Source organism: Clostridium sp. DL-VIII (assembly GCF_000230835.1).
Lineage (GTDB): Bacteria > Bacillota > Clostridia > Clostridiales > Clostridiaceae > Clostridium.
This window is the reverse complement of the sequence record NZ_CM001240.1, coordinates 2439274-2465637: the sequence shown is the minus strand read 5'-3', so window position 1 is coordinate 2465637 and position 26364 is coordinate 2439274. Positions and strand designations below refer to the sequence as shown.

21 protein-coding genes are annotated in these 26364 nt (G+C 29.9%); 6 read left to right on the top strand and 15 right to left on the bottom strand.

The window, feature by feature from the left end; all coding sequences use genetic code 11:
- Positions 1–49: 49 nt before the first annotated feature.
- On the top strand, positions 50–1549 hold the full coding sequence (gene spoVB, locus CDLVIII_RS11265) for a stage V sporulation protein B (RefSeq protein WP_009169582.1): 1500 nt from the start codon (positions 50–52) through the stop codon (positions 1547–1549).
- A 239-nt stretch (positions 1550–1788) separates the two neighbouring features.
- Here the strand turns inward: spoVB and CDLVIII_RS11260 are convergent, their stop codons facing one another.
- The 4 genes from CDLVIII_RS11260 to CDLVIII_RS11245 form a co-directional block, all read right to left on the bottom strand.
- Positions 1789–3408: a polysaccharide biosynthesis protein gene (locus tag CDLVIII_RS11260; RefSeq protein ID WP_009169581.1), complete on the bottom strand. Its 1620-nt coding sequence runs from the start codon at positions 3406–3408 to the stop codon at positions 1789–1791.
- A 9-nt stretch (positions 3409–3417) separates the two neighbouring features.
- Entirely contained in the window at positions 3418–4392 is a 975-nt protein-coding gene (locus CDLVIII_RS11255) for an RluA family pseudouridine synthase (protein WP_009169580.1), read from the bottom strand.
- 245 nt (positions 4393–4637) lie between these two features.
- Complete coding sequence (locus tag CDLVIII_RS11250) at positions 4638–5819, bottom strand: M20 family metallopeptidase (protein ID WP_009169579.1); 1182 nt, start codon at positions 5817–5819, stop codon at positions 4638–4640.
- A gap of 59 nt (positions 5820–5878) precedes the next feature.
- Positions 5879–7975, bottom strand: a complete 2097-nt coding sequence (locus CDLVIII_RS11245; RefSeq protein ID WP_009169578.1) for a cell division protein FtsA — start codon at positions 7973–7975, stop codon at positions 5879–5881.
- A gap of 530 nt (positions 7976–8505) precedes the next feature.
- Between CDLVIII_RS11245 and CDLVIII_RS11240 the strand changes: the two genes are divergently transcribed.
- Both CDLVIII_RS11240 and CDLVIII_RS11235 read left to right on the top strand, forming a co-directional pair.
- On the top strand, positions 8506–9639 hold the full coding sequence (locus CDLVIII_RS11240) for a glycoside hydrolase family 16 protein (protein ID WP_009169577.1): 1134 nt from the start codon (positions 8506–8508) through the stop codon (positions 9637–9639).
- Between the two features lie 205 nt (positions 9640–9844).
- The gene (locus CDLVIII_RS11235) at positions 9845–10522 is read left to right on the top strand and encodes a PilZ domain-containing protein (RefSeq protein WP_009169576.1); all 678 of its coding nucleotides are present in this window, start codon (positions 9845–9847) and stop codon (positions 10520–10522) included.
- Positions 10523–10664: 142 nt separating this feature from the next.
- Here CDLVIII_RS11235 and CDLVIII_RS31730 read toward each other — a convergent pair whose 3' ends face one another.
- Together CDLVIII_RS31730 and CDLVIII_RS11220 are read right to left on the bottom strand one after the other, a co-directional pair.
- Positions 10665–11414 carry an RICIN domain-containing protein gene (locus tag CDLVIII_RS31730; protein ID WP_009169575.1) on the bottom strand — a complete coding sequence of 250 codons (750 nt, stop codon included), beginning with the start codon at positions 11412–11414 and terminating at the stop codon, positions 10665–10667.
- A gap of 192 nt (positions 11415–11606) precedes the next feature.
- Positions 11607–13622, bottom strand: a complete 2016-nt coding sequence (locus CDLVIII_RS11220; protein ID WP_009169574.1) for an ATP-dependent helicase — start codon at positions 13620–13622, stop codon at positions 11607–11609.
- A 362-nt stretch (positions 13623–13984) separates the two neighbouring features.
- On the opposite strand from CDLVIII_RS11220, the gene CDLVIII_RS11215 reads away from it, so the two are divergent.
- On the top strand, positions 13985–15469 hold the full coding sequence (locus CDLVIII_RS11215; RefSeq protein ID WP_009169573.1) for a nicotinate phosphoribosyltransferase: 1485 nt from the start codon (positions 13985–13987) through the stop codon (positions 15467–15469).
- A 50-nt stretch (positions 15470–15519) separates the two neighbouring features.
- Here CDLVIII_RS11215 and CDLVIII_RS11210 read toward each other — a convergent pair whose 3' ends face one another.
- Together CDLVIII_RS11210 and CDLVIII_RS11205 are read right to left on the bottom strand one after the other, a co-directional pair.
- Entirely contained in the window at positions 15520–15747 is a 228-nt protein-coding gene (locus tag CDLVIII_RS11210) for a hypothetical protein (protein ID WP_009169572.1), read from the bottom strand.
- 135 nt (positions 15748–15882) lie between these two features.
- Positions 15883–16200 (bottom strand): hypothetical protein, encoded by a 318-nt coding sequence (locus CDLVIII_RS11205; protein ID WP_009169571.1) that lies wholly within the window; start codon positions 16198–16200, stop codon positions 15883–15885.
- A 337-nt stretch (positions 16201–16537) separates the two neighbouring features.
- Between CDLVIII_RS11205 and CDLVIII_RS11200 the strand changes: the two genes are divergently transcribed.
- Together CDLVIII_RS11200 and CDLVIII_RS11195 are read left to right on the top strand one after the other, a co-directional pair.
- Positions 16538–16945, top strand: a complete 408-nt coding sequence (locus CDLVIII_RS11200) for a Fur family transcriptional regulator (RefSeq protein WP_009169570.1) — start codon at positions 16538–16540, stop codon at positions 16943–16945.
- Between the two features lie 141 nt (positions 16946–17086).
- Positions 17087–18013, top strand: coding sequence for a hypothetical protein (locus CDLVIII_RS11195; protein ID WP_009169569.1), 927 nt, complete (start codon positions 17087–17089; stop codon positions 18011–18013).
- A 163-nt stretch (positions 18014–18176) separates the two neighbouring features.
- Here CDLVIII_RS11195 and CDLVIII_RS11190 read toward each other — a convergent pair whose 3' ends face one another.
- The 7 genes from CDLVIII_RS11190 to clpX form a co-directional block, all read right to left on the bottom strand.
- Positions 18177–18701, bottom strand: a complete 525-nt coding sequence (locus CDLVIII_RS11190) for a hypothetical protein (protein ID WP_009169568.1) — start codon at positions 18699–18701, stop codon at positions 18177–18179.
- 112 nt (positions 18702–18813) lie between these two features.
- On the bottom strand, positions 18814–19077 hold the full coding sequence (locus tag CDLVIII_RS11185) for a hypothetical protein (RefSeq protein ID WP_009169567.1): 264 nt from the start codon (positions 19075–19077) through the stop codon (positions 18814–18816).
- Between the two features lie 31 nt (positions 19078–19108).
- Complete coding sequence (locus CDLVIII_RS11180) at positions 19109–19603, bottom strand: hypothetical protein (RefSeq protein WP_009169566.1); 495 nt, start codon at positions 19601–19603, stop codon at positions 19109–19111.
- A gap of 209 nt (positions 19604–19812) precedes the next feature.
- Positions 19813–20409, bottom strand: coding sequence for a ribosome biogenesis GTP-binding protein YihA/YsxC (gene yihA, locus CDLVIII_RS11175; protein WP_009169565.1), 597 nt, complete (start codon positions 20407–20409; stop codon positions 19813–19815).
- Complete coding sequence (gene lon, locus CDLVIII_RS11170) at positions 20399–22729, bottom strand: endopeptidase La (protein ID WP_009169564.1); 2331 nt, start codon at positions 22727–22729, stop codon at positions 20399–20401. The genes yihA and lon overlap by 11 nt, the downstream gene beginning before the upstream one ends.
- Before the next feature lie 410 nt (positions 22730–23139).
- A complete protein-coding gene (lonB, locus tag CDLVIII_RS11165) occupies positions 23140–24810 on the bottom strand; it encodes an ATP-dependent protease LonB (protein WP_009169563.1) in 1671 nt (556 codons plus the stop codon).
- A gap of 252 nt (positions 24811–25062) precedes the next feature.
- Positions 25063–26352: an ATP-dependent Clp protease ATP-binding subunit ClpX gene (gene clpX, locus CDLVIII_RS11160; RefSeq protein WP_009169562.1), complete on the bottom strand. Its 1290-nt coding sequence runs from the start codon at positions 26350–26352 to the stop codon at positions 25063–25065.
- Between the last annotated feature and the right edge of the window lie 12 nt (positions 26353–26364).

Below are 26364 nucleotides of genomic sequence, written 5' to 3'. Positions count from 1 at the left end.
CACTTTATGACGAATATGCTTTATAGTAATTTAAAGGAGTGAATAAGCTTTGGATAGAGATAATTTTTTAAAGAATTCTTTTTTACTTGTATCTTCCAATATAGCAACAGGTATTTTAGGTTTTATATTTTCCATATATCTTTCTAAAATATTAGGGCCAGAAGGAATGGGCTTATATAACTTGGTTATGCCTATTTACAATTTATTTATATGTCTTATGACTGCTGGAATAGTAGCTTCTATTTCCAAAATAACCGCTGTCTATGCGCAAAAAGGTGAGCATAATAATATTGTAAGGACCATCAGGGTTGTTTCCTTATTCAATATAATCTGGGCCTTTCTAATAGGTATAATAGTATTTCTTCTTGCTCCAACACTTGGTAAATATGGTGTTAATGATGTTAGAACTATAAATGCTATTAAAGTCATTTGCCCAGCCATGGTTTGTATTGCAATTTCAAATATACTTAAGGGATACTTCTATGGAACTTCTAAAATTACAGTGCCGGCAATAATTGATATTTGCGAAAAAGCCATGAGGATTTTAACCGTAAGTTTGCTTATATTTTTGACAAAAGCTCAAACTCTTGAGGGAATGGTAACTTTAGCTACAGTTGCATTATGTATAGGCGAATTTCAAAGTCTATTTTTTCTTTATATTTATTATAAATACTCAATAAGTAAAATACCTAAATCTCATGAAAAACCTGAAGGCAGAGTTCAACTTCTTTTTGATGTAATTATCATTGCAGTTCCTCTTCTGTTAAATGGATTTTTAACTAACATTTTAGGAACACTCTCTACACTGATTGTTCCAAGACGCTTACTTGCAGCTGGTTTTAGTTATTCAGAAGCTTTAAGCATGATAGGGAAATATACTGGAATGGCGCTTAGCATAATAACAATTCCTTTAATTGTAGTTTCTACAATTAACACTTTATTGATTCCAGATCTTTCTCAAAGTCTAGTACTTGGGAAACAATATGAAGCTTCTATTAGAATTAAAAAGGTTATTAAAGTTGCATTTCTACTTGGAATAGCAACCACAATAATTTGCAATGTAATTCCAGACGCTTTAGGAAAGATGTTTTACGACAGAGTAGACTTAGGTATGTATATAAGATTCGCTTCCCTCACTGCACCAATTTTTTTTCCTGCAGTAACCATGTTCGGCATATTAAATGGTCTAAATAGACAAAACATAATTCTTAGAAATTCTATGATTGAAGCCATAATTGAATTGATATGTTTATACATATTTACCGCAATTCATTCTATAAATATATTTGGATATAGCCTAACTATGCTAATAGCCTGTACAGTTGGATTTATTCTTAATATATACGAAGTTAATAAGCATATTGAACTTAACTTAAACAAATCCAACATAACAATATATATACTACTCGGTTTCTTGACCTTCATAATTATCAACATATTCTCAAAACATATGCTTACAAGTTCATTAATCATAAATAATTTTATTGTAATAGGACTTGTCTTCTTAATCTTTGCATATTTAGGAACATTTGGAGAAGCAGAAGATTAATAATAAATCACACTAAAATCAAACACATCGTAGCTAACAAAAGCTTTAAGAAACATTGATTTTCATTATAAGCTTAATTTATAACTTAAAATATGCATTCAATATTTACTTAGCTTTAAGTATATATGCACAAAAATAGATACATGTTTACAGAGCACGAACATTTAAAAGTCAGCTGATAAACATATATCTATTTTCGATTAATACACCCTTAAATCTAAAGCATAAAATTATATATATTATTTAAGTTGTTTTCTTAAAAATCTTGGTAAATAGTTAAATATTCTAGGAGATATGTTATCTAAATCGCTCTTTCTAATTCCACCTAATATAATTATTGAATATAAATAAACAAGACCTGCTATTCCAATAATTAAAATTGTGAATAATACTTTTAATAGCGAATTATCATTTGCAATATTTATTAAAATCGACGTAAAAGACTTTAATAAATATATACTTAATGCCATTATTGCCGATGCAAGCAATGGTTTAACTGAACTTCTAAACAAAGGAATTTTTACTTTAAGTGCTTTTCTAAGTGCTCGCTTATTTAAAAACATAGGTATCGCAAACCATAAGAAATTTCCTACTACTACTCCTAAAATATTTATTTCTGGCATTCCAACTAATATGTAATTAGCAGCTATCTTTGCAGCTATGCCTATACTAAATGTTCCAAGTACAAAATAAAGTTTATTCATACTTTGAAGTATGATAGTTTGTATTTGTACAACTGCCATAAGAACTAATACCACTGATCCCCATACCATTAATTCAAACCCTTGACTTGTTCCATACAAAAGTTCAAACACTTCCTGCGATAGACATGATAGTCCAACTGCTGCTGGTATTGTTATTATTAAAGTTATTCTAAATGCGAAAGTAGTCTTTTTTCTTATTTCCTTCTTATTCTTTAAAGTCATTGCCGCCGTTACTGCTGGCAATACGGTTGTCCCAAGTGCTGTCACAATTATAAGTGGAACAGACAATAAAGTTTTATATCTTCCAAGTACTCCGTAAAGCACTTGAGCCTGTTGCAAACTAAATCCTGCAAATGCTAACCTGCTATTAACATTTACCATATCCACCAAGCTTCCAAAGTTTTGAAGCCCAGAACTCAATGTAATAGGTAATCCATATTTGATTAACTTTTTAATTATATGCTTTGTTCTTATTCTTTTCTTATTATTCTGATCTTCTATTGAAATCTCTTCAAATTTGCTCTTTCTATATATATATACCATATATAGACATGCGACCAATGCTCCTACTGAAGTTCCTATAGTTCCTCCAGCACTACCATATTCTACACTTATATGCACTAGGAAATATGCACATAAAAGGCTGACTGCAATATTTATAATTTGTTCTAATACTTGAGATATAGCAATAGCTGTCATACTGCTTATACCTTGGAAATATCCTCTGTACGAGGATAAAATTGATGTAACAAATATGCTTGGTGCAAGCATTAGAATCCCATAAGATGCTGCAGGATTTTCGATTGCATTCCCAATTGCAAACGCAAACAGCATTAAGAATATTGTTAAAAATGCTCCAGCTACGGCTAAAAGAGTTCTAGATACCTTAAGAGCTCTTACAGCATCATTAGGTTTTTCAAGAGCTGTAAGTTCTGCAACTACTTTTGCGATAGCTGGCTGTGTCCCAAGATTTGTAACTGCGTAAACAAATAAAAATACTTCATAACAATTTTGGTATATTCCATATCCATCAAGACCTATTATTCTTTGAAGGAGAGGTATATAAAATACTGATATTACTTTAGTTAAAAGTCCTGCTACTGAAAGAATTAAAAAGCCTTTACTACTACTCCCAACGGCTGATCTCTCTTCCATAATTACCTCCTATCTAAGTGAAAACTTAAACACATCTTGTTTTATTTTTTTTAATATTGGAGGTAATGCTGCTGCTATGGTCTTATTTCTTAAATATTCAAGCTTACCGTTTATTTTTCTAAAATTTAATTTATAAGCATACAAATATTGATAATTTAAACCATATTTACTTTCAAAAAATGAATTTAATTTCTTATCTCCATATTTGCTATCTCCAATTATAGGATTTCCCAAATGCGCCAAATGTGCCCTTATTTGATGACTTCTTCCTGTTATTAAATTAATATCTATAAGTGAATATGCACCATTGCTTTCTACAGTGCTTATTTCCATCGCTATCCTTTTAGAGCCCTTAACTTCAGTATCATATATCTTAGATACATTTGTTTCAGGATTTTTTAATATGTATGCTTCATAAAGACCATCTCTTACTTTACCTTTAGCCAAAGTATAATAATACTTTCTTATTTCATCATCTCTTATGGCTTCATTTATGCATTTTAAACCTTCAAAGCTCTTGCCAAAGACAACCATACCAGACGTATTTCTATCTAATCTATTACAAGATGCTGGAGTAAAGGTTAATTCATTTTCTGGCAGATAGTCTCCCTTATCATTTAAATATGAAAGAACATAATCTGTAAGGGTTGGTTCCTCATTATTCTTTGTATCCGAATGTACTAAGACATCTGGCCATTTTTCAATTATTAGCATATTATCATCTTCATATATGATTTTAACTCTTTTGGGATCTACTTTAATAAATTTATCTTCTTTATTTTCTTTATTGCTTTGTATATATTTAATCTCTACAATATCTCCTTCTTCAAGAAAATATTTTTCATTTTGTTTTGTTCCATTAACTCTTATATCTTTTTTTCTCAAGGCCTTAAATATTGCACTTAAAGGTACATCCTTTAATAACTTCCTTAAAAATTTATCTAATCTCTGACCTGCTTCATTTGGACCTATTTCAATTTTCAAATATAATCACTCCTAAGTTTTTGTTAACAATAAACGGTTAACACTCATCGTACAATATGACAAAAATCTCATGTTTTTACACCATACCGATTTGGTCATTCATTGTGCATTTTACATTGTAAATCATACATTGTCAATTTAAATATTTTTAGGCATATTTAAGAAAACAACAAGCTATCGTGACAGTTTATTGTATATTATACATCATCATGTTAACTTGCTGTTTAAAAATATACTTAAATTTATTATCTAGTTAAATAATTATATGCTGCTAAAGCTTGAATAGAAACACCAATGGATAAGCATTCTTCGTCTATATTAAATAGATTACTATGAGCAGGCTCTGTAGTTTTCTTTTCCTCATTTCCCGAACCTAAAAAATAAAAAGCACTTGGTCTCTCATTAGCAAAATAAGCAAAGCTTTCAACACCCATTTTAGGAGCCCTTTGTTCTAAAACATTTTCTTTTCCTAAAATTTCACTAGCACTGTCACATACTAAATCTACAAACTCATCATTGTTATAAAGACATGGATAACTTTCTTCAACTTTTATTTCAGCCTTTGCTCGTGACATAACCGCGATTCCATTTACAATTTCATTTAATCTTTGAATAGCAAATGCTCTATCTTCTTTAGTCATAGTTCTAATCATTCCGCTTAATACAGCCTCTCCAGGAATAATATTTTGTGCTGTTCCAGCATGCATAGTTCCAACTGTTATAACTATTGGATTCACAGGTGCTATCTCTCTGCTTACTATTGTTTGAAGAGCTACTACAATATGACTTGCAATGACAATAGGATCAACAGTAGTATGAGGTGAAGCTCCATGGCCTCCTTGGCCTGTAATCTTTATACTAAATGGATTTGATGCAGCATTTACTACACCTTTTTTTATCTTTATAGTACCGCATTTTGTTTCCTCATCCACATGGAGTCCAAGAATACAATCAACTTTGGGATTTTCTAAAACACCTTCATTTATCATAGGAGTAGCCCCTCCTGTTGTTTCTTCTGCCGGCTCAAACAATAGCTTTACTGTCCCCGAAAATTTATCTTTATTATTATTTAACAATTTCCCTACTCCCATAAGTATTGTTGTATGAGCATCATGACCACAAGCATGCATCTTTCCAATACTCTTTGATTTAAACTCACAATTTTTCATATCCTGAATTGGAAGTGCATCAATGTCTCCTCTTAAAGCTATGGTCTTATTATTTCCTACTTTAGTACCATTTATGATTCCACATACTCCCGTTTTTGCAACTTCAATATATTTAATTCCATTTGCTGTTAAAAAATCTTTAATCACTTTGGATGTTCTGACTTCTTCAAATCCAAGCTCTGGGTGTTCATGTAAGTCTCTTCTTATTTGTATAAGTTCATCTTTTATAAGTTCAGCTTCTTTTTTAAAATCTATCACGCTAACATTTCCTCCATAATCTAATCAAATTTACTACTTAAAACAACCTTATTCTACTATTATCTATCACTCCAAAAAACTTCTATCATATCACTATCTTTTATAATGGCAGTATACTGTGCATTTTCACCATTCAAAATTAAATTAATTATTCCTTTAGGCACTGTCAAATCAAAATCTATATAATCAAAAATATCTACAATTACATACTGAGATTTCCCATTTAATGTTTTATTTTCCCCATTAATATTAACTGTTATACTAGAGAATTCTTCTTTAATAACTTCTTGATTTTTTTGAACCCCTACTTCAAATTCATTTGAAATATCTAAACTGTTATTCTCAGTCTCATTATAACTTTCTTCACCAATATTCTTTTCTGTATCTTGACTTTTTTCAGTAACTTTATATTCACTTAACGTATCACTTTTCCTAAACAGATGCTCTCCTTCTAAAATTTCGTAATCATCTTCTAAAGTTTCCCCAGCTTTTGATAAAGCAATTTCATCTCTTAAAACATATTTTCTAAACTCACTTACCTTGCATGGTAAAAATACTTTTACCTCGTCACCACTTTTTATTATATATTCTAAATTCTCTACCTGTTCATTGACAAGTATTACAGGTTCAATATTTACTATATCTTCATCTAAATAGATTGAAACTGAGTTAATGCTTTTAATATGTTCACGTAATTTAGGAGCTGCATCTTTTCCATTTTGTGCAAATTCTAATTTTATATTATCATTCGCCTTAACTTCTGTTTCAAGGGTTGCCTCTTCCCCATTAATTGTAATCTTAGCATTAGTTCCATATTCCCCAAAAGCAATTCTCTTGCTTCCATTATAGCTAAATCGTACGCTCTTACCGTTTTTACTTATAAGTAAAGAGGGATTTATTCCTGCTTGAAGTACTACATCCATTATGGTATGTTTATGTGAATTAAATAAACTAATAGGGTCATCATTTAACAGCACATCAATAAAATCATTTCCTAAACTTCGTATTGCAGTTAACGCTATTCCTAGGACAGTTACCCCAGCTGATCCTAATTCATTATTTGCAACACACTCCGGCACTGCTTGTCTATCCTTAATGGCAATTCTTTGTGCCGGCAACTTTAATTTTTCAGCAATTGATTCCAAAATACCTGGAGTATGTGCTCCACCTCCAACTACAAATACTGCACTAGGTGCTTTAGCTCCATTTAATTCTAAAATCTTTTTTGATATTTCTTCTGCTGTCTTGTTTACAATAGAATTAATAAGTTTAAATACATCTTCTGAGAATACTTTATTTTCCATTCCAATTACATCAATATATTTTACCTCTTTTTGATTTACAATTGACCTTTTTATATGCTCAGCAGTATTAAAATCAACTAAGTATTCTTGAACAATAGTTTCTGTAACTTCATCTCCTGCCATCGGTACCATACCGTAAGCTGATATACTTTCCTTAGAACTTATTGCTATATCCGATGTACCTGCTCCTATATCTACTAGCGCAATATTTAGCAGTCTTAAATTTTTAGGAATTGCTGCTTCTATTGCAGCTATTGGTTCTAATGTCAAATTCACAACCTTTAAATTTACTCTGTTCATTACTGCATAAAGAGAATCTATTACAGACCTTGGTAAAAATGTTGCAATAACTTCAGCACCAATCTGCTCCCCTTTATGTCCTATTAAGTTAGATATTAAAAAACCGTTTAAATAAAAATTTTTCACCGAATATCCAACGCAATATAATTTTCCTTCAGTTGTAGCTGTTATCTCTTCTTCCGCTTTTTTTACGGCACTCAATTCAAGGCTTCTTACAATTTCTTTATTAATTTCTTCATCGTCATTAGGTTCTATATCAGCTCTTACCTCAATTGTTCTTAAAAATCTACCTGCTGCTGCAATAGATACTTCATTTAGTTGTATTTGAAGTTCTTCTTCAAGATAGCTTTTTACTTTCTGAACAACATTTGCAACTAAATTAATATCATGTATTTGTCCATCCACCATGGCTCTTTCTTCATGTTCTAGGTATTTTTCGCATACTACTTGGAACTTTTTATCCTTTATGATCCCAACTGTTCCTATAATAGACCTTGTCCCTATATCTAAGGCAAAAATTATATCTTTTTGATTAAATCTTTTTAATTCCATCTAAACCCAACCTTTATTGTTTTATTTATATGTTAACAGCCTTTCTGATAAGCCTATTTTTTAAATTATTAGGCTTATACATTCTAACAGATTTAATTAAATTATCTACAATAAACCACTCTCTTAAAAAAGTTTACTATCTATCCTTAAATTTTTACATCAATCTACTATAAATTATATATTATAAGCTAAACTCATACAATGGTTTATAACACTGTTTACATTTTTAATCTGTTTTAGATAAATTTCATCCTCTACGGAAATTTTCTTATCATTTACCTTCTTAAATTCCATATATATTTTCTATCTTATTTTCTTGAATTATAAAAATATACAAATATTTGTTTAAATTAATATTATTGTGCAATATTGCCAATGCAATAATATTGATTTAAAATTGTTATATATGGATAAAAATAAATAATTATTAAATTATAAATATTATATTTAAATGAAAATCTCACTGTTTATAGTTAACTTATTTCCATTAATTTAAAATATATTTATATAAAATTCAAAAAGGAGATTTTATGAAAATACTTAAGGTAATAGCAATTATAATCAACTCAATTTTATTATTTAACACAACTTTATTTTCATTAAGTGTAAAAGCTGAGACCAATGAAGACTTAACCGGATGGGATCTCACCTGGAGCGATGAATTTGATGGTAATGAAATAAACCATTCAAATTGGACTTATGACATTGCTTCTCATGGTCTAGGAAACAATGAGCTTGAATATTATACAAATAGACCAGAAAATTCAAGAATTGAAAATGGCAATCTAGTCATTGAAGCTAGAAAAGAACCTTATGGTGATTGTGATTATACTTCTGCTCGTCTAAAAACTCAAGGTTTACAGAATTTTCTTTACGGCAAAATTGAAGCTAGAATTAAACTCCCACAGGATCAGGGACTTTGGCCAGCCTTTTGGATATTAGGTTCTAATATGGCTGCAATAGATTGGCCTGACTGTGGAGAATTGGATATTATGGAACATATAAATTTTGACGAAAATATTTGGGGTACTCTCCATTGGAGAACTTCTGATGGAATGCAGTCAGAAGGAAGCAAATTAAATGTAGATGTAACTCAGTATCACAATTATTCTATTGAATGGAGTCCTGAATTTATTAAATGGTTTGTAGATGGTACTCAATATTTCGAATACAATATATCGGATGGTATTAATGGAACTGCTCCATTTCAAAAACCATTCTATATAGTTTTAAATATGGCAGTCGGTGGTAACTGGCCTAAAAATCCTGATGCTTCAACTAAATTTCCTGCTAAAATGTATGTAGATTATGTCCGTGTATATAATAAGCACTCTGATAACTCTCGAAAAATAAATGGCCGCAATACATGGTATAGAGATAATACAACTGGTTTTTGGTATTACTTGGATGGGGATGGTAATCCATTTAAGGGCTGGTTGTTTACTAAAGATTATTGGTACTACCTAGATATGAATGGGCAAAGAAAAACTGGATGGTTAAATTACAATAATGATTGGTATTACTTTGATACTTCAGGTATTATGAAAACTGGATGGATTTATGACAAAGGCAATTGGTATTACCTTGATAAAAATGGTGTTATGTTAAAAAATACAAACATTAATGGATATAGCTTAAATGATAACGGGGTTTGGATTTTCTAATCCTTTTTATCAAGCCTTTTCTCACCTCTGTATTTTATAGCAAATTCGACATAAAAGGTTTAATTGACACTTAAAATATGCTATTATACATATTAAATGGAGTTTTTTTCATTTAATTGAAACTTTAATCTTAAATAAATATGAAATATGATTTATATTTTATATTGGTACTTATTTTTCTTAACATAAAAGGGAGGTAGTAGGTGTGAGCATTATAGATGTGAATATTATAAAAGAAAATGATATAGTTAAATTTATTACCCCAAACAAGACATTAGTTGATGGAAAAATAAAAAAGATATCCAATGATTTTTTAGGGATTATCATCGACACTAGGCAAGATACCTTTATTGTATTACATAAAGATAAACCTATTGAATTAATTTTAATTCAAAAACATCAAGCATTAAAATGTACTGCTATTATACTTGGATGCACTCAAAATGATTTCGAGCAAGTTGTAATTATCAGTATTCCTGAATTAGTATTGAGTCTTGAAAGAAGAGAATTCGAAAGGCTTCCTATTGTTATGGACATTGAATATTCGCTGATTCCAGACGAATTACACTGTCAAACTATGAATACTATTAATCCCAAATATTTTAGATCTTTCAAAAAAACTTATACTGTTAATATTAGCGCTGGAGGTGTATATTTCATTATTTCAAAAAAAGAAATTGATTCTAAATGCGCACTAGTGTCACTGTTAATAAAAAACGAGAAGATTATAGCACTCTGCGAAAAGCTGCGAACTGACCATGATGATGATGATCCCAAACATTACAAAGTTGCTTATAAGTTTAATGATATAAGTGCACAGCATAGACAATTAATTTTAGACTTTGTTACGGAAAAATCTAAAGAAAACAATATCTCAAGTTAATTTTCCAAACTACTTAACTATCTTATAAAATGAGAGATATAAAAATCATCTCTATAAATAAGCAAAGAAGCTAGTAAAGTCTGCCTACTATTACTAAGCTCCTTTTTTATTTTCTACTGCTATATCTAATGTTTTCTTATTATCATTGCTTCCAATTATTTGGTATATCCCATATTTGGCGCCCACTTCCATCATCTTCAGGCCATAAATTAACTATAGTTCCATCTGCACTGCAACTTAGATATTTTCTATCCGAAGAAACACCATCATAAACTTTAATTAAATACGTACTATGACCCGAAGAGCTTTGAACAGGTACTAGCTGCCATCTTTGGCGCCCACTTCCATCATCCTCAGGCCACAAATTAACTAAGTCCCCATCTGGAGTGGCACTTAAATACGTACGACCTGAATAAACTCCCCTAACAACTGTAATATTATAAACATCATTATAACCTTTAACACGTGTGAATCTCCACTTTTGACGTCCACTCTCATCATCTACAGACCATAGATTAACTACTGTTCCATCATCTGTACAGCTTAGCAAGTTCCTATCAGTATCTAATCCATGAAGTATTTGCAAATTAACTGGATTGGCAACATAATCGCTTGTTGTTGAGATTCTCGGAGTAGAAACTACCCAAGCGCCATCAGAACCTAACTTATATCCATCAATATAAGTGTCGTGCAGCATATAACCATTATTACTAAAATAATAATACTTTCCATCTATTAATCTCCAACCCGTTGCATAGGAATCTCCTTCTGCATACCACCATCCTGTACTATTTTGTCTCCATTCTGCACTAGCCCCTATTGGATTTAATACTAATAAAGAAACTACTATTAATGAAGTAGCTATTACTTTGGTTAATTTTGATTTTTTCATTACATTTACCTCTTAATTGATATTTTTTACATTATTATATCATAATTACCATATTTTACAAATGGCTAATAATAAAAAATCGCTGCAACCAACTTCTTCTGTATTAAATATATTTCACCATGATTATTAATAGATATCAATAGGTATATAACTTAACTTTCCTCAGACTATTAAACACTAACCATCTTTAAATCATCCTTTTTCAATCAAATTATTATCAACCAAAACCTTCAAAGAAAAACTCCTAAAAGTTCCATCACTAAATTTTAGTTTAATTTTATCTTTATCATTGTCATCAAATTCTTCTATCTCTGCTATTCCATAAGTCCTATGAACAACCTTTCCCCCAACTTCATAGCCAAAGGTGTCAACAGGCATATCATTAAGCTTTCCTTCAACAATGAACCTTGATACATCTTTAAACTGTCCTTTTCTACTTCTAGGTGAAAATAAATATAGGTTATCTATAGCTCTTGTTATTCCAACGTAAAAAAGCCTACGCTCCTCTTCTATATTATCCTTTATGCTATTTGAATGAGGTATTGTTTCTTCTACACAGTTGATGACATAGACATTTTTAAACTCCATACCTTTTACACCGTGTATGGTACTTAAAATAACCCCTTCTCTTTTTACTTTTTTCTTACTTGCTTCTATTGTCTGATTAACTTCTTCAATATGTTGTAAAAATTCAAATATAGTTTTATATCCTTCTGCTGCTAATTTAAATTCTTCTATTATGTCTTCTAAATCCTCTAAGCTTTGATTAAATTTTTTTGCATATTCCTTCAAATAATCTAAATATCCTAAATCCATCACTATATATGCTATTGCAGATGATAAAGAGATCTTATTCAAATAATTTATATCTCCTTTTAACTCATCAAGCTTTTTCTTTTGAAACGGTGGTGTATCATCCTTATTTATTAATATTGTAAATGGATTTTCTTCATATTTATAATTTCTTACATACGCAAAATTTGCCTTACTGATGTATCTAAATGGTTTATTTATTATCTGTAGAAAGCTATCTTTATCAAATTGATTAATAGATAATTTTAAATAAGCAATTAAATCCCTACATATAAAATGCTCAAAGAAATTATATTCTCTATCTAATAGTGTAAATGGGATCTTTTTTCTAATTAAAATATCTATGACCGTCATGGCTTCAATATTAGTTCTGTATAACACTGCATTATTCTCATATGGAATATTCTGATTCTTATTATTTAAGACTATGTTAACTAGACTTTCCGCCTGCATTTTTTCATTATACGAATTAATCCACTGAATTATCCCAAGCTCTTCCCTATTCCATTTTATCTCTTTCTTATTTCTATTTGTATTAAAACTTATTACTTCCTTTGATTTATCAACTATATTTGACTTACTTCTATAATTAATCGATAAATAATATTTTCTCCCTTCTTTAAACATTGTGTCAAAGCTTACCATATACTCAGGCTTAGATCCTCTGAAGGAGTAAATACATTGATCTTCATCTCCTACAGCAAAGAGACTATTTTCCGCTCCACCATTTATTAGCTTCAAAAAATCTATCTGCATTTCATCACAATCCTGAAATTCATCCACCAAAACATATTTAAATAATTTTCTATATGATAGAAGAACATTTTCATTTTTGCTTAATAATTCTAATACTTCTATAGCTAGATCATCAAAATCTCTTTTATTATGTTCCCTTTTATAGCTTTCATATTTATCTAAAGCTTCTTCAAAAATCTCTTTGGCTAAAGATGGTCTAAATTCACATAATGATGACCTGGATGTCTTATATAAGGAAATATTATTTATTGCTTCTTTCACTTTGTCTTCATTTACCTCATCAAAATATTTACTTAATACGCTGCTTACTATCTTGTGAACAATTGATCCATCCACTATATCTATGTTCTTTCCATCTCTTACAAGCATTTTATAAAACAAGCCATGGAATGTCCCAAAAAACGGAGATGTGCTTTTATTAAAAGCATGTTCATATCGCATTTTCATATTTCGTGCAGCTGCTTTCGTAAAGGTTATTACAATTATATTTCCATTAGAAACCTTTTTATTTTCTACTAAATGATTAACCTTATTTATTATAACAGTTGTCTTTCCAGATCCTGGCGCAGCGACTATCAGTGTATTTTTTTCTTCCGCTTTTACTGCACTCATTTGATATTTATCAAGCTTATACCCCACTATGTAATCCTTCTTTCTTGTAACTCATCGTAATTAATGCTTAGTATCTCCACATCTTACTTGTACTTCTCATTAAATTCTATCCACAATCATTATATAAATTTCAAATTTATATAAAATATATCCTAAATTTAAATTATAGTATGTTCAACATTAAAATTATCTAGATATTTTATAAAGATAAATATTCATTATCAGCAAGTTATCTTTATACTTACATTTATATTTCCTACTAACATCTATATATTGTAATCAAAGAGGTATAGATGTACAATAGTTTTATATATTTAATTAAGCATATTCTAAAGATAACAATATGATTTATGCTAAATTGTTATCCATATTTTTAAAGGAGACCAACTATGAATAATAAATCTAGTTTTAATGTAAAAGATGAGAGAAACTTAACAATGCTAGTTGATTTTTATGAATTAACTATGGGAAATGGCTATTTTGATAAAGGATTAGAAAATCAGATAGCTTATTTTGATATGTTTTTCAGAAAAATTCCCGATGACGGTGGATATTGTATAATGGCTGGAGTAGAACAGCTAATAGATTATTTAAAAAACCTAGAATTTTCCAATGATGATATTACTTATTTGAGAGATAAAGAAACCTTTTCCGAGAAATTTCTTAACTATTTAAAAAACTTCAAGTTCAGCTGCGATGTTTGGGCAGTTCCAGAAGGAAATCCAGTATTCCCTAATGAGCCACTTGTAACAGTTCGAGGTCCTGTCATCCAGGCTCAATTTCTTGAAACAATGATTCTTTTAACTGTAAATCATCAAACTTTAATTGCTACAAAAGCTAATAGAATTTGTCGAGCTGCTGATGGACGTCCTGTAATGGAATTTGGTTCAAGGAGAGCACAAGGATATGATGGTGCAATTTACGGTGCCAGAGCTGCAATTATAGGAGGATGCAGTTCAACTGCTTGTACTATTTCAGACAGGATGTTTAATATTCCTGCCGTAGGCACAATGGCTCATAGCTGGGTTCAATTATACGATACTGAATACGAGGCTTTTAAGGCATGGGCTGAAATTTATCCCGACGATTGTGTGTTATTAATTGATACTTACAATGTTATAAAATCAGGTATTCCTAATGCAATAAAAGTATTTGACGAAATTTTAAAACCACTTGGCAAAAGACCTCGAGGCATTAGAATAGATTCTGGTGATATAACCTATCTTACAACTAAGTGCAGACAAATGTTAGATGCTGCTGGATATGAAGATTGCAACATTGTAATTTCTAATTCTCTTGACGAACATATTATAAAGGACGTTTTAGATCAAGGTGCATGTATAGATTCATTTGGAGTCGGAGAAAGACTTATTACTGCAAAATCAGAACCGGTCTTTGGTGGAGTTTATAAGTTAGTCGCATTAGAAAAGGATAACAAAGTAATACCTAAAATTAAAATAAGTGAAAACGAAGAAAAAATAACTAATCCAGGTTTTAAAAAGATACTAAGGATTTTTGATAAAACTTCTCATAAAGCACTGGCTGATTTAATTGCCTTAAGAGATGAAAAAGTCAACGAAAGCGAACCTTTAGTAATATTCGATCCTACATACACTTGGAAAAGAAAGAGAATAAAAAATTATTATATAAAAGATCTTCAAGTGCAGATATTTAAGGAAGGAAAATGCATATATGAATCACCTAGTGTTCTAGATATAAAAGAGTTTTCCAGAATTGAAACTGAAAAATTATGGGCTGAAGTGCTTAGATTTGAAAATCCTCATACCTATTATATTGATTTATCACAAAACCTATGGTCTTTAAAACATTCTCTTCTTCATAAATATACGGATTCATATGAATCTCAAGATTAGAAATATTAAGTAATAAAGATTAGAATTCTATGAATTCTAATCTTTATTATTTAATATCCTATACTGATATTATTACTATTTTCATCATATATGGATAAATCTAAAAAATCATACTCTTCTTTTACAATATCCTTAATATTTATATTTCTTGACTCAATACACTTATGAAAAATGCACTTTTCCCCTCTATGTTCCATTAATTCACTAGATAATATCGGACATTCATCATAGCATTCAATTTCTTCCATTGATGTTGACCAAAACGGACACCTACTCATACCCAGCCCCTTCTCTCATCTTAATAAAATTTAATTGTTTTTAATTTTATTATATTACATATTTTGTAAAAAGTAAATCTTTTCTACATTTCAAATAAAAAGAGTCACTTAAAATAAGCGACTCTTTTTATACTACTATTTATTCTTATTTACAGAAATATCTATAACTTCATTTTGGAATGCTTTAAGTAATGCTTTCTCTAAAACTTTCTCTTTATCAAAGTTTGCTATATCTTTACATACTGCAAAAACTTTATTCTTTTCACCATTAACATTTTGATAAGTTAAAGTTACATTGGGTTTATCATATTCGACATTTAATATTTTTAATCCCCATGATATTTGAGCAAAATCACCATCGACACTTAAATGTGTTAATTCCTTTAACTTAGCATTATCTTGAGTTGGATCATTTACAATTATTAACTCGTCTCCAACCTTATATTTTCCCATAAAAATACGCCTCCTTAATAATTCCATCTTAATATTTTCGTCATAGGCCATATAACTAAGTCTTTAAAAAATTATTATTCCTAACTGAACAACATATGCTGGAGAATGTTAATTTATTAACATTCTCTATAATATTATTTTAACAGACTTTTCTTCAGTATACAATATTTTTTTTAAATTTAACAAAATAGCTATAAAATTTAACTCTTACCAATAAAATACTTGTTATATTAATTAACAATAATTATTTATAAATAATATAAATTAATACGATTGATATTAATTTATATTTATGTTATAATTTCTACATAAAATTCTTATAAGTGAGGTATGAAATATGGACCACATAGCTTCTATTTTTAAACAAAAAAAGCTAAAATTAACTCCTCAGAGGCTTGCAGTATATAATTATTTAATTAATACAACTTCGCATCCGTCTGCTGACGTTATTTATACAGACATTCATATTCAATATCCAACTATGAGTTTAGCTACAGTTTACAAAGCGCTAAAAACATTAGTTGATGTTGGATTAATTCAAGAGATAAATGTTGGTGAAGGTAACTTTAGATATGACGGGAATTCTACTCCACATCCACACTTGCAATGCCTTGGTTGTGGTAGAGTTGATGATTTCAAAGATTTTTCTCTTGATAATCTTAACTCTATGGCTAAGGAGCATACTGATTATCAAATCATTTCAAATAAGGTTTATTTTTATGGTTATTGTACCAATTGCCAATAAATCTTACAATTTGACTATAGCTTTAAGCAAATGTATTTTTAATTACACTGTTTTAAAGCCATAGTCTTTTTTTGTTTTATCACTTCTATAGGATTAATATGTAGATGATAATTAACATATAATTTACTGAGGTGATACATAATGAAAATTCCAATATTAAGAAAAAATTTTTTAGCAAGCACACTATTTAATATAACATTGGTCATTTTGACTATAACGATTATTTACTTTACGTTAAACAAACTTAAAACTATGCAAACTATATCCCCTATAAATATTTCTCATAACATACAATGTGATTTAACAGGTGATGGCGTAGAAGATACTTTAGAAACATTAAATTCTCAAAATAAAATTGATTTTTCAATTAATTGTTCTAATGATACTTATTATCTTTCAAATTCTGTACCTGATAAAATACTTTTTACCACTAATAATACCTTAGATCCAAAAGTGTTTCTAAATGATATTTCTCGAGATAATGTACCTGAAATTATACTTATGGGATATAAAAATAATAAGTATATAAGCTATGTATTTCATTGGAATAAAAAGAATTTTGATTTAGTTTACTCAAGCGAAAACAATATATTGGGTATATTAGATTGTAAGAATTCACGAACTCCTAGATGTTATTCACTGTCATCTTCTAAAGGACTTTCTTCATTAGACAGTTTTATGCTTATTAATAATTCTCCTCTAGATTCTAAAGAAACTAATACCACTCTACCTTCATTAGATTCTGTAACAAGTTTTATAAATTTAATTGAGCTTCCTTATGTCCTAGATGATCTTCCTGATATTTTTACAACTTCAATAGACAAAGAAAATTTATCTTTACTTTGGAATTTAGATAAAGATAATTATTACTATACATTTCAAAATGCCTTTTTCTATGATTATAGATGGAATGAATTTGGAGATCCTTCAGCAATAAGGTGGAGACTATCCTTTGAAAAAAGTAACTCCAAGAGCACTGTTAATTCTAAAAGTGAACTAATATTTTTAGTAGATCTCGTAAAAGATGGGTCATCATATAAAATTAATGCTATACAAAAAACAAAATAAAAATATGAAGGCCGCTTAATGCGGCCTAAAGGGGGATGAGGGGTTACTTAATGAAATAAAAAATTCAATTCATTAAGCATGTAAGAGAATGTATTCTCTATTACATTAATATTATTTACATTTTTTTCTTTTTTATACATTAAGTTTATAAATAATTTGAATTTTAAACATCCTTAAGTTCTCCACGTTTATATGCTTCAATGATTTTATCGATTAATTTTATTCTATCTGGGTGAACATAATTTCTTAATGCCATTAAAAATTCTAAATTCACATCATTATCCTTAATATTTTTAATGCTGCTTACATTCTTTTTATTACTCTTATCCACACCCGAATTCTCAGAACTTTTTGAAGTCATACTACTCATATTATGATTAACATTTGGATACATATTCTTATTACTATCATTGCTATGATTACTCATATTCCCTTGAAATAAATTATTATCTAAATTTAGTCCCATCATCTGAGCTATTGAGTTCAAATTTCCTAAATTAAATCCATTTGTATTCATTGAAGCCAACATATTTCCAATATTATTCATATCAAAATTTCCACCTAGTAACCCCATAAGCTGCATTGGATCTATACCAAAGGGTACGTTTCTATTACTACTACTAGCATTAGTATTAGTATTAGCATCATTTACTGCTGGATCCGGTTCTCTATGTTTATGCTTAGCCATTTTTTAATCCTTTCAATATAATTGCCTCTCTTTAATATATGTATATATTAATAAAAATGTTTATGATTTTTGACATTTTTTTAGAGGGCTATAATGCCCTCTATCCACTATCCTAGCAGCAAGATCCTTGGTTATTTCCTTCACCGAAAAGGCCTGAAAAACATCCACCACATAATATGAATAGTAAAATAATTAAATATGATTTATTACAATTTAATAATCCTGATCCACATGCTATTAATAGAAATATAATTGGTGTGCAGCCGCTTCCGCCTCCAAATAGACCACCAGAATAATTAGATCCCGAATTACAGCAGCAACACTCTTGATGATAGCTATGGTGTTTTTTCCCACAGCAACATTTCTTCTTAGACATATTTATCTCTCCTTCCTAAAAATTCTGAATTTTAACAACCAGTACCGCAACCCAAATTATTAAAAGGATTTATTCCTCCACCAAACCCATTGAATCCACAACCATTACCAAATCCACCGCCATTAAAGTTATTATTGCAAAGGAATAATATTACTAATATAAACAAGTATGGTGAACAATTACTTAATAAACCGCCATTTCCTTTATTGCAGCAACAGTCACATTTTGGTTCACAGCAACATTCACAACAGTCACAGCATTTTGGCTCACAGCAACAGCTATTTCCGCCTCTTCTACCATAACCACCTCTGCCACAACCACAATAAAACAATATTAATAAAATCCAAATCCAGCTACCAAATCCACAACCGCCGGCAAATCCTGGTCCAAAGCCTCCTATTCCTCCTGGAAAACCTCCTATTCCTGGTCCACCGAAGTTTGGTCCGCAACTACAATTGTTAGTTGTTGAATCACAACAATCGTCATCACATGAATTTAAACCGTTTAGGATATCATTCATCTCCATATTTATTCCTCCTTGGAAATATTTTTTCTTTTTTATACTATATATTATTCTTACCCAAAATATTTGACACTATTTTTTATTCCCATTACCTTATAAATAATTACTTATTACAAATATAAAATCAGAAACTATATCAAAAAAAATTAACCTCTTACAAACAATAAGTTTGTAAGAGGTTAAAAGCTATTTCACTAAATATATTAAGCAGATTAATCTAAATCAATTGCAAATTCTAAAAAAAGATTATTAATAAGATCGTCTTTTCCATCTTTATTTAGCGATGAGAAAAAGTATAATTTATCATTATTACCTAGTTTCAATGTTTCCATTATTACCTTTTCACTCTTTTTCAAATTATTTCTAGTAAGCTTATCACTCTTAGTTGCAACTACAATTACATCATATCCAAAATGCTTAATCCATTCATGCATTATTATATCATCATTTGTTGGTTTATGCCTTGAATCAACAAGTAATACAACTCTTTTTAATTGTTCTCTACCACTTAGATACATCTCGACAGTCTTTCCCCAACTGTCTTTTTCTTGCTTTGATACTTTTGCATATCCATATCCAGGTAAATCCACTAGATAAAAATCATCATTTATAAGAAAAAAGTTGACTAAGCGCGTTTTTCCTGGAGTTTGACTGACCTTCGCTAGTTTTTTTCTATTAGTTAAAGAATTGATTAATGAACTCTTCCCCACATTAGATCTACCAACAAAGGCAACTTCCACTCTATTATCTACTGGATATTGATTTTTCTTTACTGCTGAGGTAATAAACTCCGATTTTTTAATTCTCATTAGTATCCTCTCCAATTAGTGCATTTTTTAATACCTCATTTACTTCTTTAGCAGAAATAATATTCAAACTATTTCTAATTGAATTTGGTATCTTCTCTATATCTTTCTCATTTTCTTTTGGAATTATTATAGTATCTACTCCTGCCCTAAATGCCGCTAAAGATTTTTCTTTTAATCCACCAATTGGAAGTACTCTTCCTGTTAATGTAACTTCTCCTGTCATCGCTACATTATGCTTCACTTTTTTTCCTGATAGTGCTGATACAAGTGCAGTTACCATTGTCACGCCTGCAGAAGGACCATCTTTAGATACCGCTCCTTCAGGCGCATGAATATGAATATCCTTTTCCTTATAAAAAGTTTCATTTATTCCAAACTTATTTGCATTTGCCCTAACATAGCTGTAAGCCGTCTTAGCTGATTCTTGCATAACTTCACCCAGCTTACCTGTAAGCTCTAGTTTACCAGAGCCTTTCATAACCATAGCTTCTATTGGAAGAGTATCTCCTCCATAAGCAGTCCACGCCATTCCAGTTACAACTCCAACCTTGTCCACTTTGTCTATACTATCAAAATCAAATATTTTCTTTCCTAAAAGCTCTTCGACTTTTTTACAGTCTACTCCAAACTTTTCTTTATCAGATTTTAGCATTTCAGCCAATGCTTTTCTAATCAGTGAACCTAACTTTCTCTCTAAGCCACGCACTCCAGATTCCCTTGTATATCCCTCTATAATTAGCCTAATTGACTCATCATCAATGCTAATTTTTTCTTCTGGTATATCAAGTTCTTTAAATATCTTAGGAATCAGGTAATTCTTAGCTATATTAAACTTTTCATCATAAGTATATCCTGATACTTCAATAACTTCCATTCTATCCAAGAGCGGCCTTGGTATAGTTTCTAAAGTATTTGCCGTTGCAATAAACATAACCTTAGATAAATCTATAGAAACTTCTAAATAGCTATCTCTAAATTCTTTATTTTGCTCGCTATCTAATATCTCTAATAAAGCATCGGATGGATCTCCCTTATAATTTGAACTAATTTTATCTATCTCATCAAAAAGCATAAGTGGATTCAAAGATTTTGCATCTTTCATAGCATAGACTATTCTACCAGGAATTGCACCAACATATGTCTTCCTATGCCCTCTGATTTCAGCCTCATCTTTCATTCCTCCAAGTGATATTCTTGTATACTTTCTATTTATAGCATGAGCTATAGATCTAGCTATTGATGTTTTCCCAACACCAGGAGGTCCAACTAAACATAATATAGGTCCTTTTTGAGACTTACTAAATTGCTTTACAGCTAAATACTCAATAATTCTATCTTTAACATCTTCTAATCCATAATGTTCGTTATCTAAAACTTCTCTTGCTTTAACAACATTTATGCTTTCCTTTGTATACTTTCCCCAAGGAATGTCTAATATCCAGTCTAAATATGCCTTAACAACGTTGCCTTCTGATGATGTGCTGCTCATACTTTTAAGCCTTGATAACTCATAGTTAACTTTGTCTTTAACTTCTTTATTAAGTTTTAGCTTTTTAATTCTTTCTTCATATTTTATTATTTCTCTTTTCTCATCATCTTCTTCGCCAAGTTCCTCTTGAATTGCCTTTAATTGTTCTCTTAAGTAGAATTCCTTTTGTTCCTTTGCAACAGTATTTTTTACTTTGTTTGCAATTTTTCTCTGAATTTTAGCTATAGAAATTTCTATTTTTATTCTTTCTAGTACCTTCTCAGCTCTTTTAGTCAAATTTATTGTTTCTAATATTTCTTGCTTTAACTTTTCATCAGTAATTGCATATGAAGCTATCATGTCTATAAATTGACTAGATTTCTCTGAAGAATCCACTAACTTAACAGCATCTCCATAACTATCCTCATTAAGTTTCAATAACCTTGTAAATTCTTTATTTAAATATTTTACATAAGCATCCAACTCTTCATTTTCAGTTATCTCATCATCTAATTTTTCTACTGAAACCTTTATATAATTTTCTTCTTCATCTATATACTCAATTATTTTAGCTCTTTCTTTACCTTCAACAAGAACCCTAATTGTATTATCAGACATCTTAAGAATTTGTTTTATTTTACATATAGTCCCAATTGAATAAATTTCATCTTTACCTGGTTCTTCTACCACCGAATTTTTTTGACCTGCGAGGAAAATCTCTTGCTCATCTAGCATAGCTTGTTCAATAGCTGCTGTAGATTTTTCCCTTCCTACATCAAAATGTACAACTACATTAGGAAAAACAGTCAATCCTCTTAAAGGAATTAGCGGAATTGTATATAACTTTTTCATAATACTATTTCCCCCCATATCATAATCACATTATTTATTTTGACTTATCTAGTATACACATAATATCTAACTTTTTCAATGATTCTTCATATAAAAACTTTTAGTATTATATCATGTTTTTACAAGATGAGTTAAAACAAAATTTTTCCTCTTTCAAAGGTATTATAATAAGTTCGAATTAAACTCGTATATTAATTTTTTAATGAAAATCATTGTGTTTAATTTATCTATTATAACATATATATACTAATTTAAAATAGAAAATGTGTAAAAAAATATTAATGTACAATTCATACTTTAATAATATCAATTACATAATTTATAAAAATCATATGATTATCTATTTTCATTTATAAATTGTACATTAACATCATGTGTATATAAAAATATTGTTTATTTAAATAATATTTTTAACTCTTTGCAATTTCATTTCCCTGCGCTGATAATATCTCCATTTCATTTTTAACATTACCGTCTTCAATAGCAAACTTAAGTACTTCCCTAAAATTTGTGACTGGAATTATTTCTATTTCCCCAATTTCACTCAATGACTCTTCATAATTTTCTTGTGGAATAATGACTTTTTTAGCGCCGCCTTTAAATGCTGCAGATATTTTTGATTTTACTCCACCTATGGCCTTTACTGAGCCTAATATACTTATCTCACCTGTCATTGCGACAAATCTATTGACTTTTTGCTTATTTATAGCACTGTATATTGCTGTTGCAATGCTTATTCCTGCTGACGGTCCATCTACCGGCATCCCACCTGGAATATTTACATGTATATCAAATTTATCAGTACATAAATCAAATAGGTTATCTAAGGCTGTTAGCACATTTTGAACAGATGCATATGCAGTACTTTTCATCTTTATCTTTTTATTATTGTTAGTAATTTCTTCTTCCTCAACTATTCCAGTTACTTTAAGCTCTCCTCTCCGTCCACTAACCTGTTTGCAGCTAACTTCAAGAGGCATTAGCATCCCTATATTGGCTCCATATACTGCTAATCCATTAACGACACCTATTTTTGATTTTGATGGTATTTTATTACATACAATTTTATTATACTGACCATTTTCCAACACCCACTTTATATCATCCAATATTATTTCTTCCCTATCTTCATTGATTGCAATACCTGAAGCTAATTGTATTAAATTTATTACTTCTCTACCATTAGTGCAATATTTGCTCACTTCTTCAACACTATTTTGAGTTATTTTTAATCCAACCTTGTTAACACAATTTACTGCTATTTTCTCTATCTCCTCTGGTAACAACGCTCTAAAAAATATTTCAACACACCTTGACCTTATAGCCGGCACTATTTCATGCGGTGCTCTTGTCGTTGCTCCAATTAATCTAAAATCAGCTGGAAGCCCATTGTCAAATACTTCCTTTATGTACTTAGGCATGTTACTATCTTCAGAACTATAATACGAGCTATCCAAAAATACTTTTCTATCTTCCAATACCTTTAGAAGCTTATTTAGTTCAATTGGGTGTAATTCGCCTATTTCATCTAAAAACAAAACTCCTCCATGAGCCTTTGTAACAGCTCCTGCTTTAGGCTGTGGAATACCTGCTATACCGAAAGAGCCTGCACCTTGATATATAGGATCATGTACTGAACCAATAAGTGGGTCAGCTATTCCCCTTTCATCAAATCTTAATGTAGTTGCATCTATTTCAACAAACTTTGATTTTTCTGTAAACGGAGATATTTTTGACTTTCTAGCTTCTTCTAATACTAATCTAGCAGCCGCAGTCTTTCCTACTCCCGGTGGTCCATAAATTATAACATGCTGTGGGTTTGGGCCACACAATGCCGCCTTTAATGCCTTTATGCCCTTTTCCTGGCCTATAATCTCATCAAAAGTTGATGGTCTGCTTTTTTCTGTTAAAGGCTTTGATAGCGTTATTTGTCTTAACTTATTCAAATTATTTAATTCTTTTGTATTTTCTCTATCAATTACGACTTCTCTATTTTTTTGAGGTCTGCTCATTGCACTGCACATTACATATACCATAAGAATTAGAACTATTATTTGTAAAATCATTAATATGTTTGTCATAACTTTTAAAATATATTTATATAAACAATAAAACAAATTTATTATTAAATACTATTTATATTAAATATACTTTTCCTCCTTCTATTTTTATTACTAGTATTATTTGCTTAATCTTACAAATATATTCCCAATTTTATAAATATAATTAGTTAATCTATTATTTAATTTATATTAGAAAAATAAACAAAATAATTTAAAATAAGCCAGTGTACTATAATTGCACACTGGCTTGCTTTTTCATTTAATTAAATTTTATGCTGATTCGATATCCTTCTTTGTTCTAGCTTTCACTAAAGTAGGTCTAACTTTACCCTCTTCAATTCTTTCAATTAAAGGTTCTTTTTTATCCTTAATAGCATCTTCAGTTATTGTAACCTTAGTAATTCTATTATCTGAAGGTATTTCATACATTACTTCATTCATAATATCTTCTATAATAGCTCTTAGTCCTCTAGCTCCTGTTTGCCTGCTTATAGCTTCATCGGCAATAGACTCTAAAGATTTGTTATCAAATTCTAACTTAACATCATCTAGCTCAAATAACTTCTTATATTGTTTTACAAGAGCATTTTTAGGTTTAGTCAAAATTTGAATTAAAGCTTCTCTATCTAAAGATTCTAAAGTAACAAGTATAGGAAGTCTTCCAACGAATTCTGGAATCAAACCAAACTTCAATAAATCTGCTGGCATAATCTCTTTTAGTAATTTTCCAACATCTTTTTCATGTTTAGCTTGAATTTCTGCACCAAATCCCATAGAACTTTTTCTAGTTCTATTTTCAATTATTTTATCAACTCCATCAAAAGCTCCACCACAAATAAATAATATATTTGATGTATTTATTTGTATAAATTCTTGATGTGGATGCTTTCTTCCACCCTGTGGTGGAACTGATGCAACTGTTCCTTCTAAAATCTTTAATAAAGCTTGCTGTACACCTTCACCTGACACATCACGAGTTATAGATGGATTTTCAGACTTTCTAGCAATCTTATCTATTTCATCTATATATATTATTCCTCTTTCAGCTTTTTCTACGTCATAATCTGCATTTTGAATTAGCTTAAGAAGAATATTTTCTACATCTTCCCCAACATAACCAGCTTCTGTTAGTGTTGTAGCATCTGCTATTGCAAAAGGTACATTTAAAAACCTTGCTAAGGTTTGTGCAAGCAATGTTTTACCTGAACCAGTAGGACCTAATAATAATATATTACTTTTGGATAACTCAACATCTATGTCATCTTTATTAGTATTTATTCTTTTATAGTGATTATAAACTGCTACTGCTAAAGATTTTTTTGCTCTTTCTTGGCCAATAACATAAGAATCTAAATATTCCTTAATTTCATTTGGTTTTGGGACACTTTTAGGGTCAAAATCAACAGCTTCTTGAAACTCATCTGCTATAATTTCAGAACATAAATCAATGCATTCATCACAAATATATACTCCTGGACCTGCAATTAATCTTTTTACTTGTTCTTGAGTCTTACCACAGAAAGAACACTTTAACTGTTTCTTTTCATCATATTTAGCCATACATTCACCTCA

What these genes read in the sequence shown, in the direction of transcription:
- lonB (WP_009169563.1), bottom strand. Translation starts at nt 24,810, where the DNA reads ATGACAAACATATTAATGATTTTACAAATAATAGTTCTAATTCTTATG.
- clpX (WP_009169562.1), bottom strand. Translation starts at nt 26,352, where the DNA reads ATGGCTAAATATGATGAAAAGAAACAGTTAAAGTGTTCTTTCTGTGGT.
- CDLVIII_RS11245 (WP_009169578.1), bottom strand. Translation starts at nt 7,975, where the DNA reads ATGGAATTAAAAAGATTTAATCAAAAAGATATAATTTTTGCCTTAGAT.
- CDLVIII_RS11215 (WP_009169573.1), top strand. Translation starts at nt 13,985, where the DNA reads ATGAATAATAAATCTAGTTTTAATGTAAAAGATGAGAGAAACTTAACA.
- CDLVIII_RS11195 (WP_009169569.1), top strand. Translation starts at nt 17,087, where the DNA reads ATGAAAATTCCAATATTAAGAAAAAATTTTTTAGCAAGCACACTATTT.
- lon (WP_009169564.1), bottom strand. Translation starts at nt 22,729, where the DNA reads ATGAAAAAGTTATATACAATTCCGCTAATTCCTTTAAGAGGATTGACT.
- CDLVIII_RS11210 (WP_009169572.1), bottom strand. Translation starts at nt 15,747, where the DNA reads ATGAGTAGGTGTCCGTTTTGGTCAACATCAATGGAAGAAATTGAATGC.
- CDLVIII_RS31730 (WP_009169575.1), bottom strand. Translation starts at nt 11,414, where the DNA reads ATGAAAAAATCAAAATTAACCAAAGTAATAGCTACTTCATTAATAGTA.
- CDLVIII_RS11200 (WP_009169570.1), top strand. Translation starts at nt 16,538, where the DNA reads ATGGACCACATAGCTTCTATTTTTAAACAAAAAAAGCTAAAATTAACT.
- CDLVIII_RS11205 (WP_009169571.1), bottom strand. Translation starts at nt 16,200, where the DNA reads ATGGGAAAATATAAGGTTGGAGACGAGTTAATAATTGTAAATGATCCA.
- CDLVIII_RS11260 (WP_009169581.1), bottom strand. Translation starts at nt 3,408, where the DNA reads ATGGAAGAGAGATCAGCCGTTGGGAGTAGTAGTAAAGGCTTTTTAATT.
- CDLVIII_RS11190 (WP_009169568.1), bottom strand. Translation starts at nt 18,701, where the DNA reads ATGGCTAAGCATAAACATAGAGAACCGGATCCAGCAGTAAATGATGCT.
- CDLVIII_RS11240 (WP_009169577.1), top strand. Translation starts at nt 8,506, where the DNA reads ATGAAAATACTTAAGGTAATAGCAATTATAATCAACTCAATTTTATTA.
- yihA (WP_009169565.1), bottom strand. Translation starts at nt 20,409, where the DNA reads ATGAGAATTAAAAAATCGGAGTTTATTACCTCAGCAGTAAAGAAAAAT.
- CDLVIII_RS11180 (WP_009169566.1), bottom strand. Translation starts at nt 19,603, where the DNA reads ATGGAGATGAATGATATCCTAAACGGTTTAAATTCATGTGATGACGAT.
- CDLVIII_RS11185 (WP_009169567.1), bottom strand. Translation starts at nt 19,077, where the DNA reads ATGTCTAAGAAGAAATGTTGCTGTGGGAAAAAACACCATAGCTATCAT.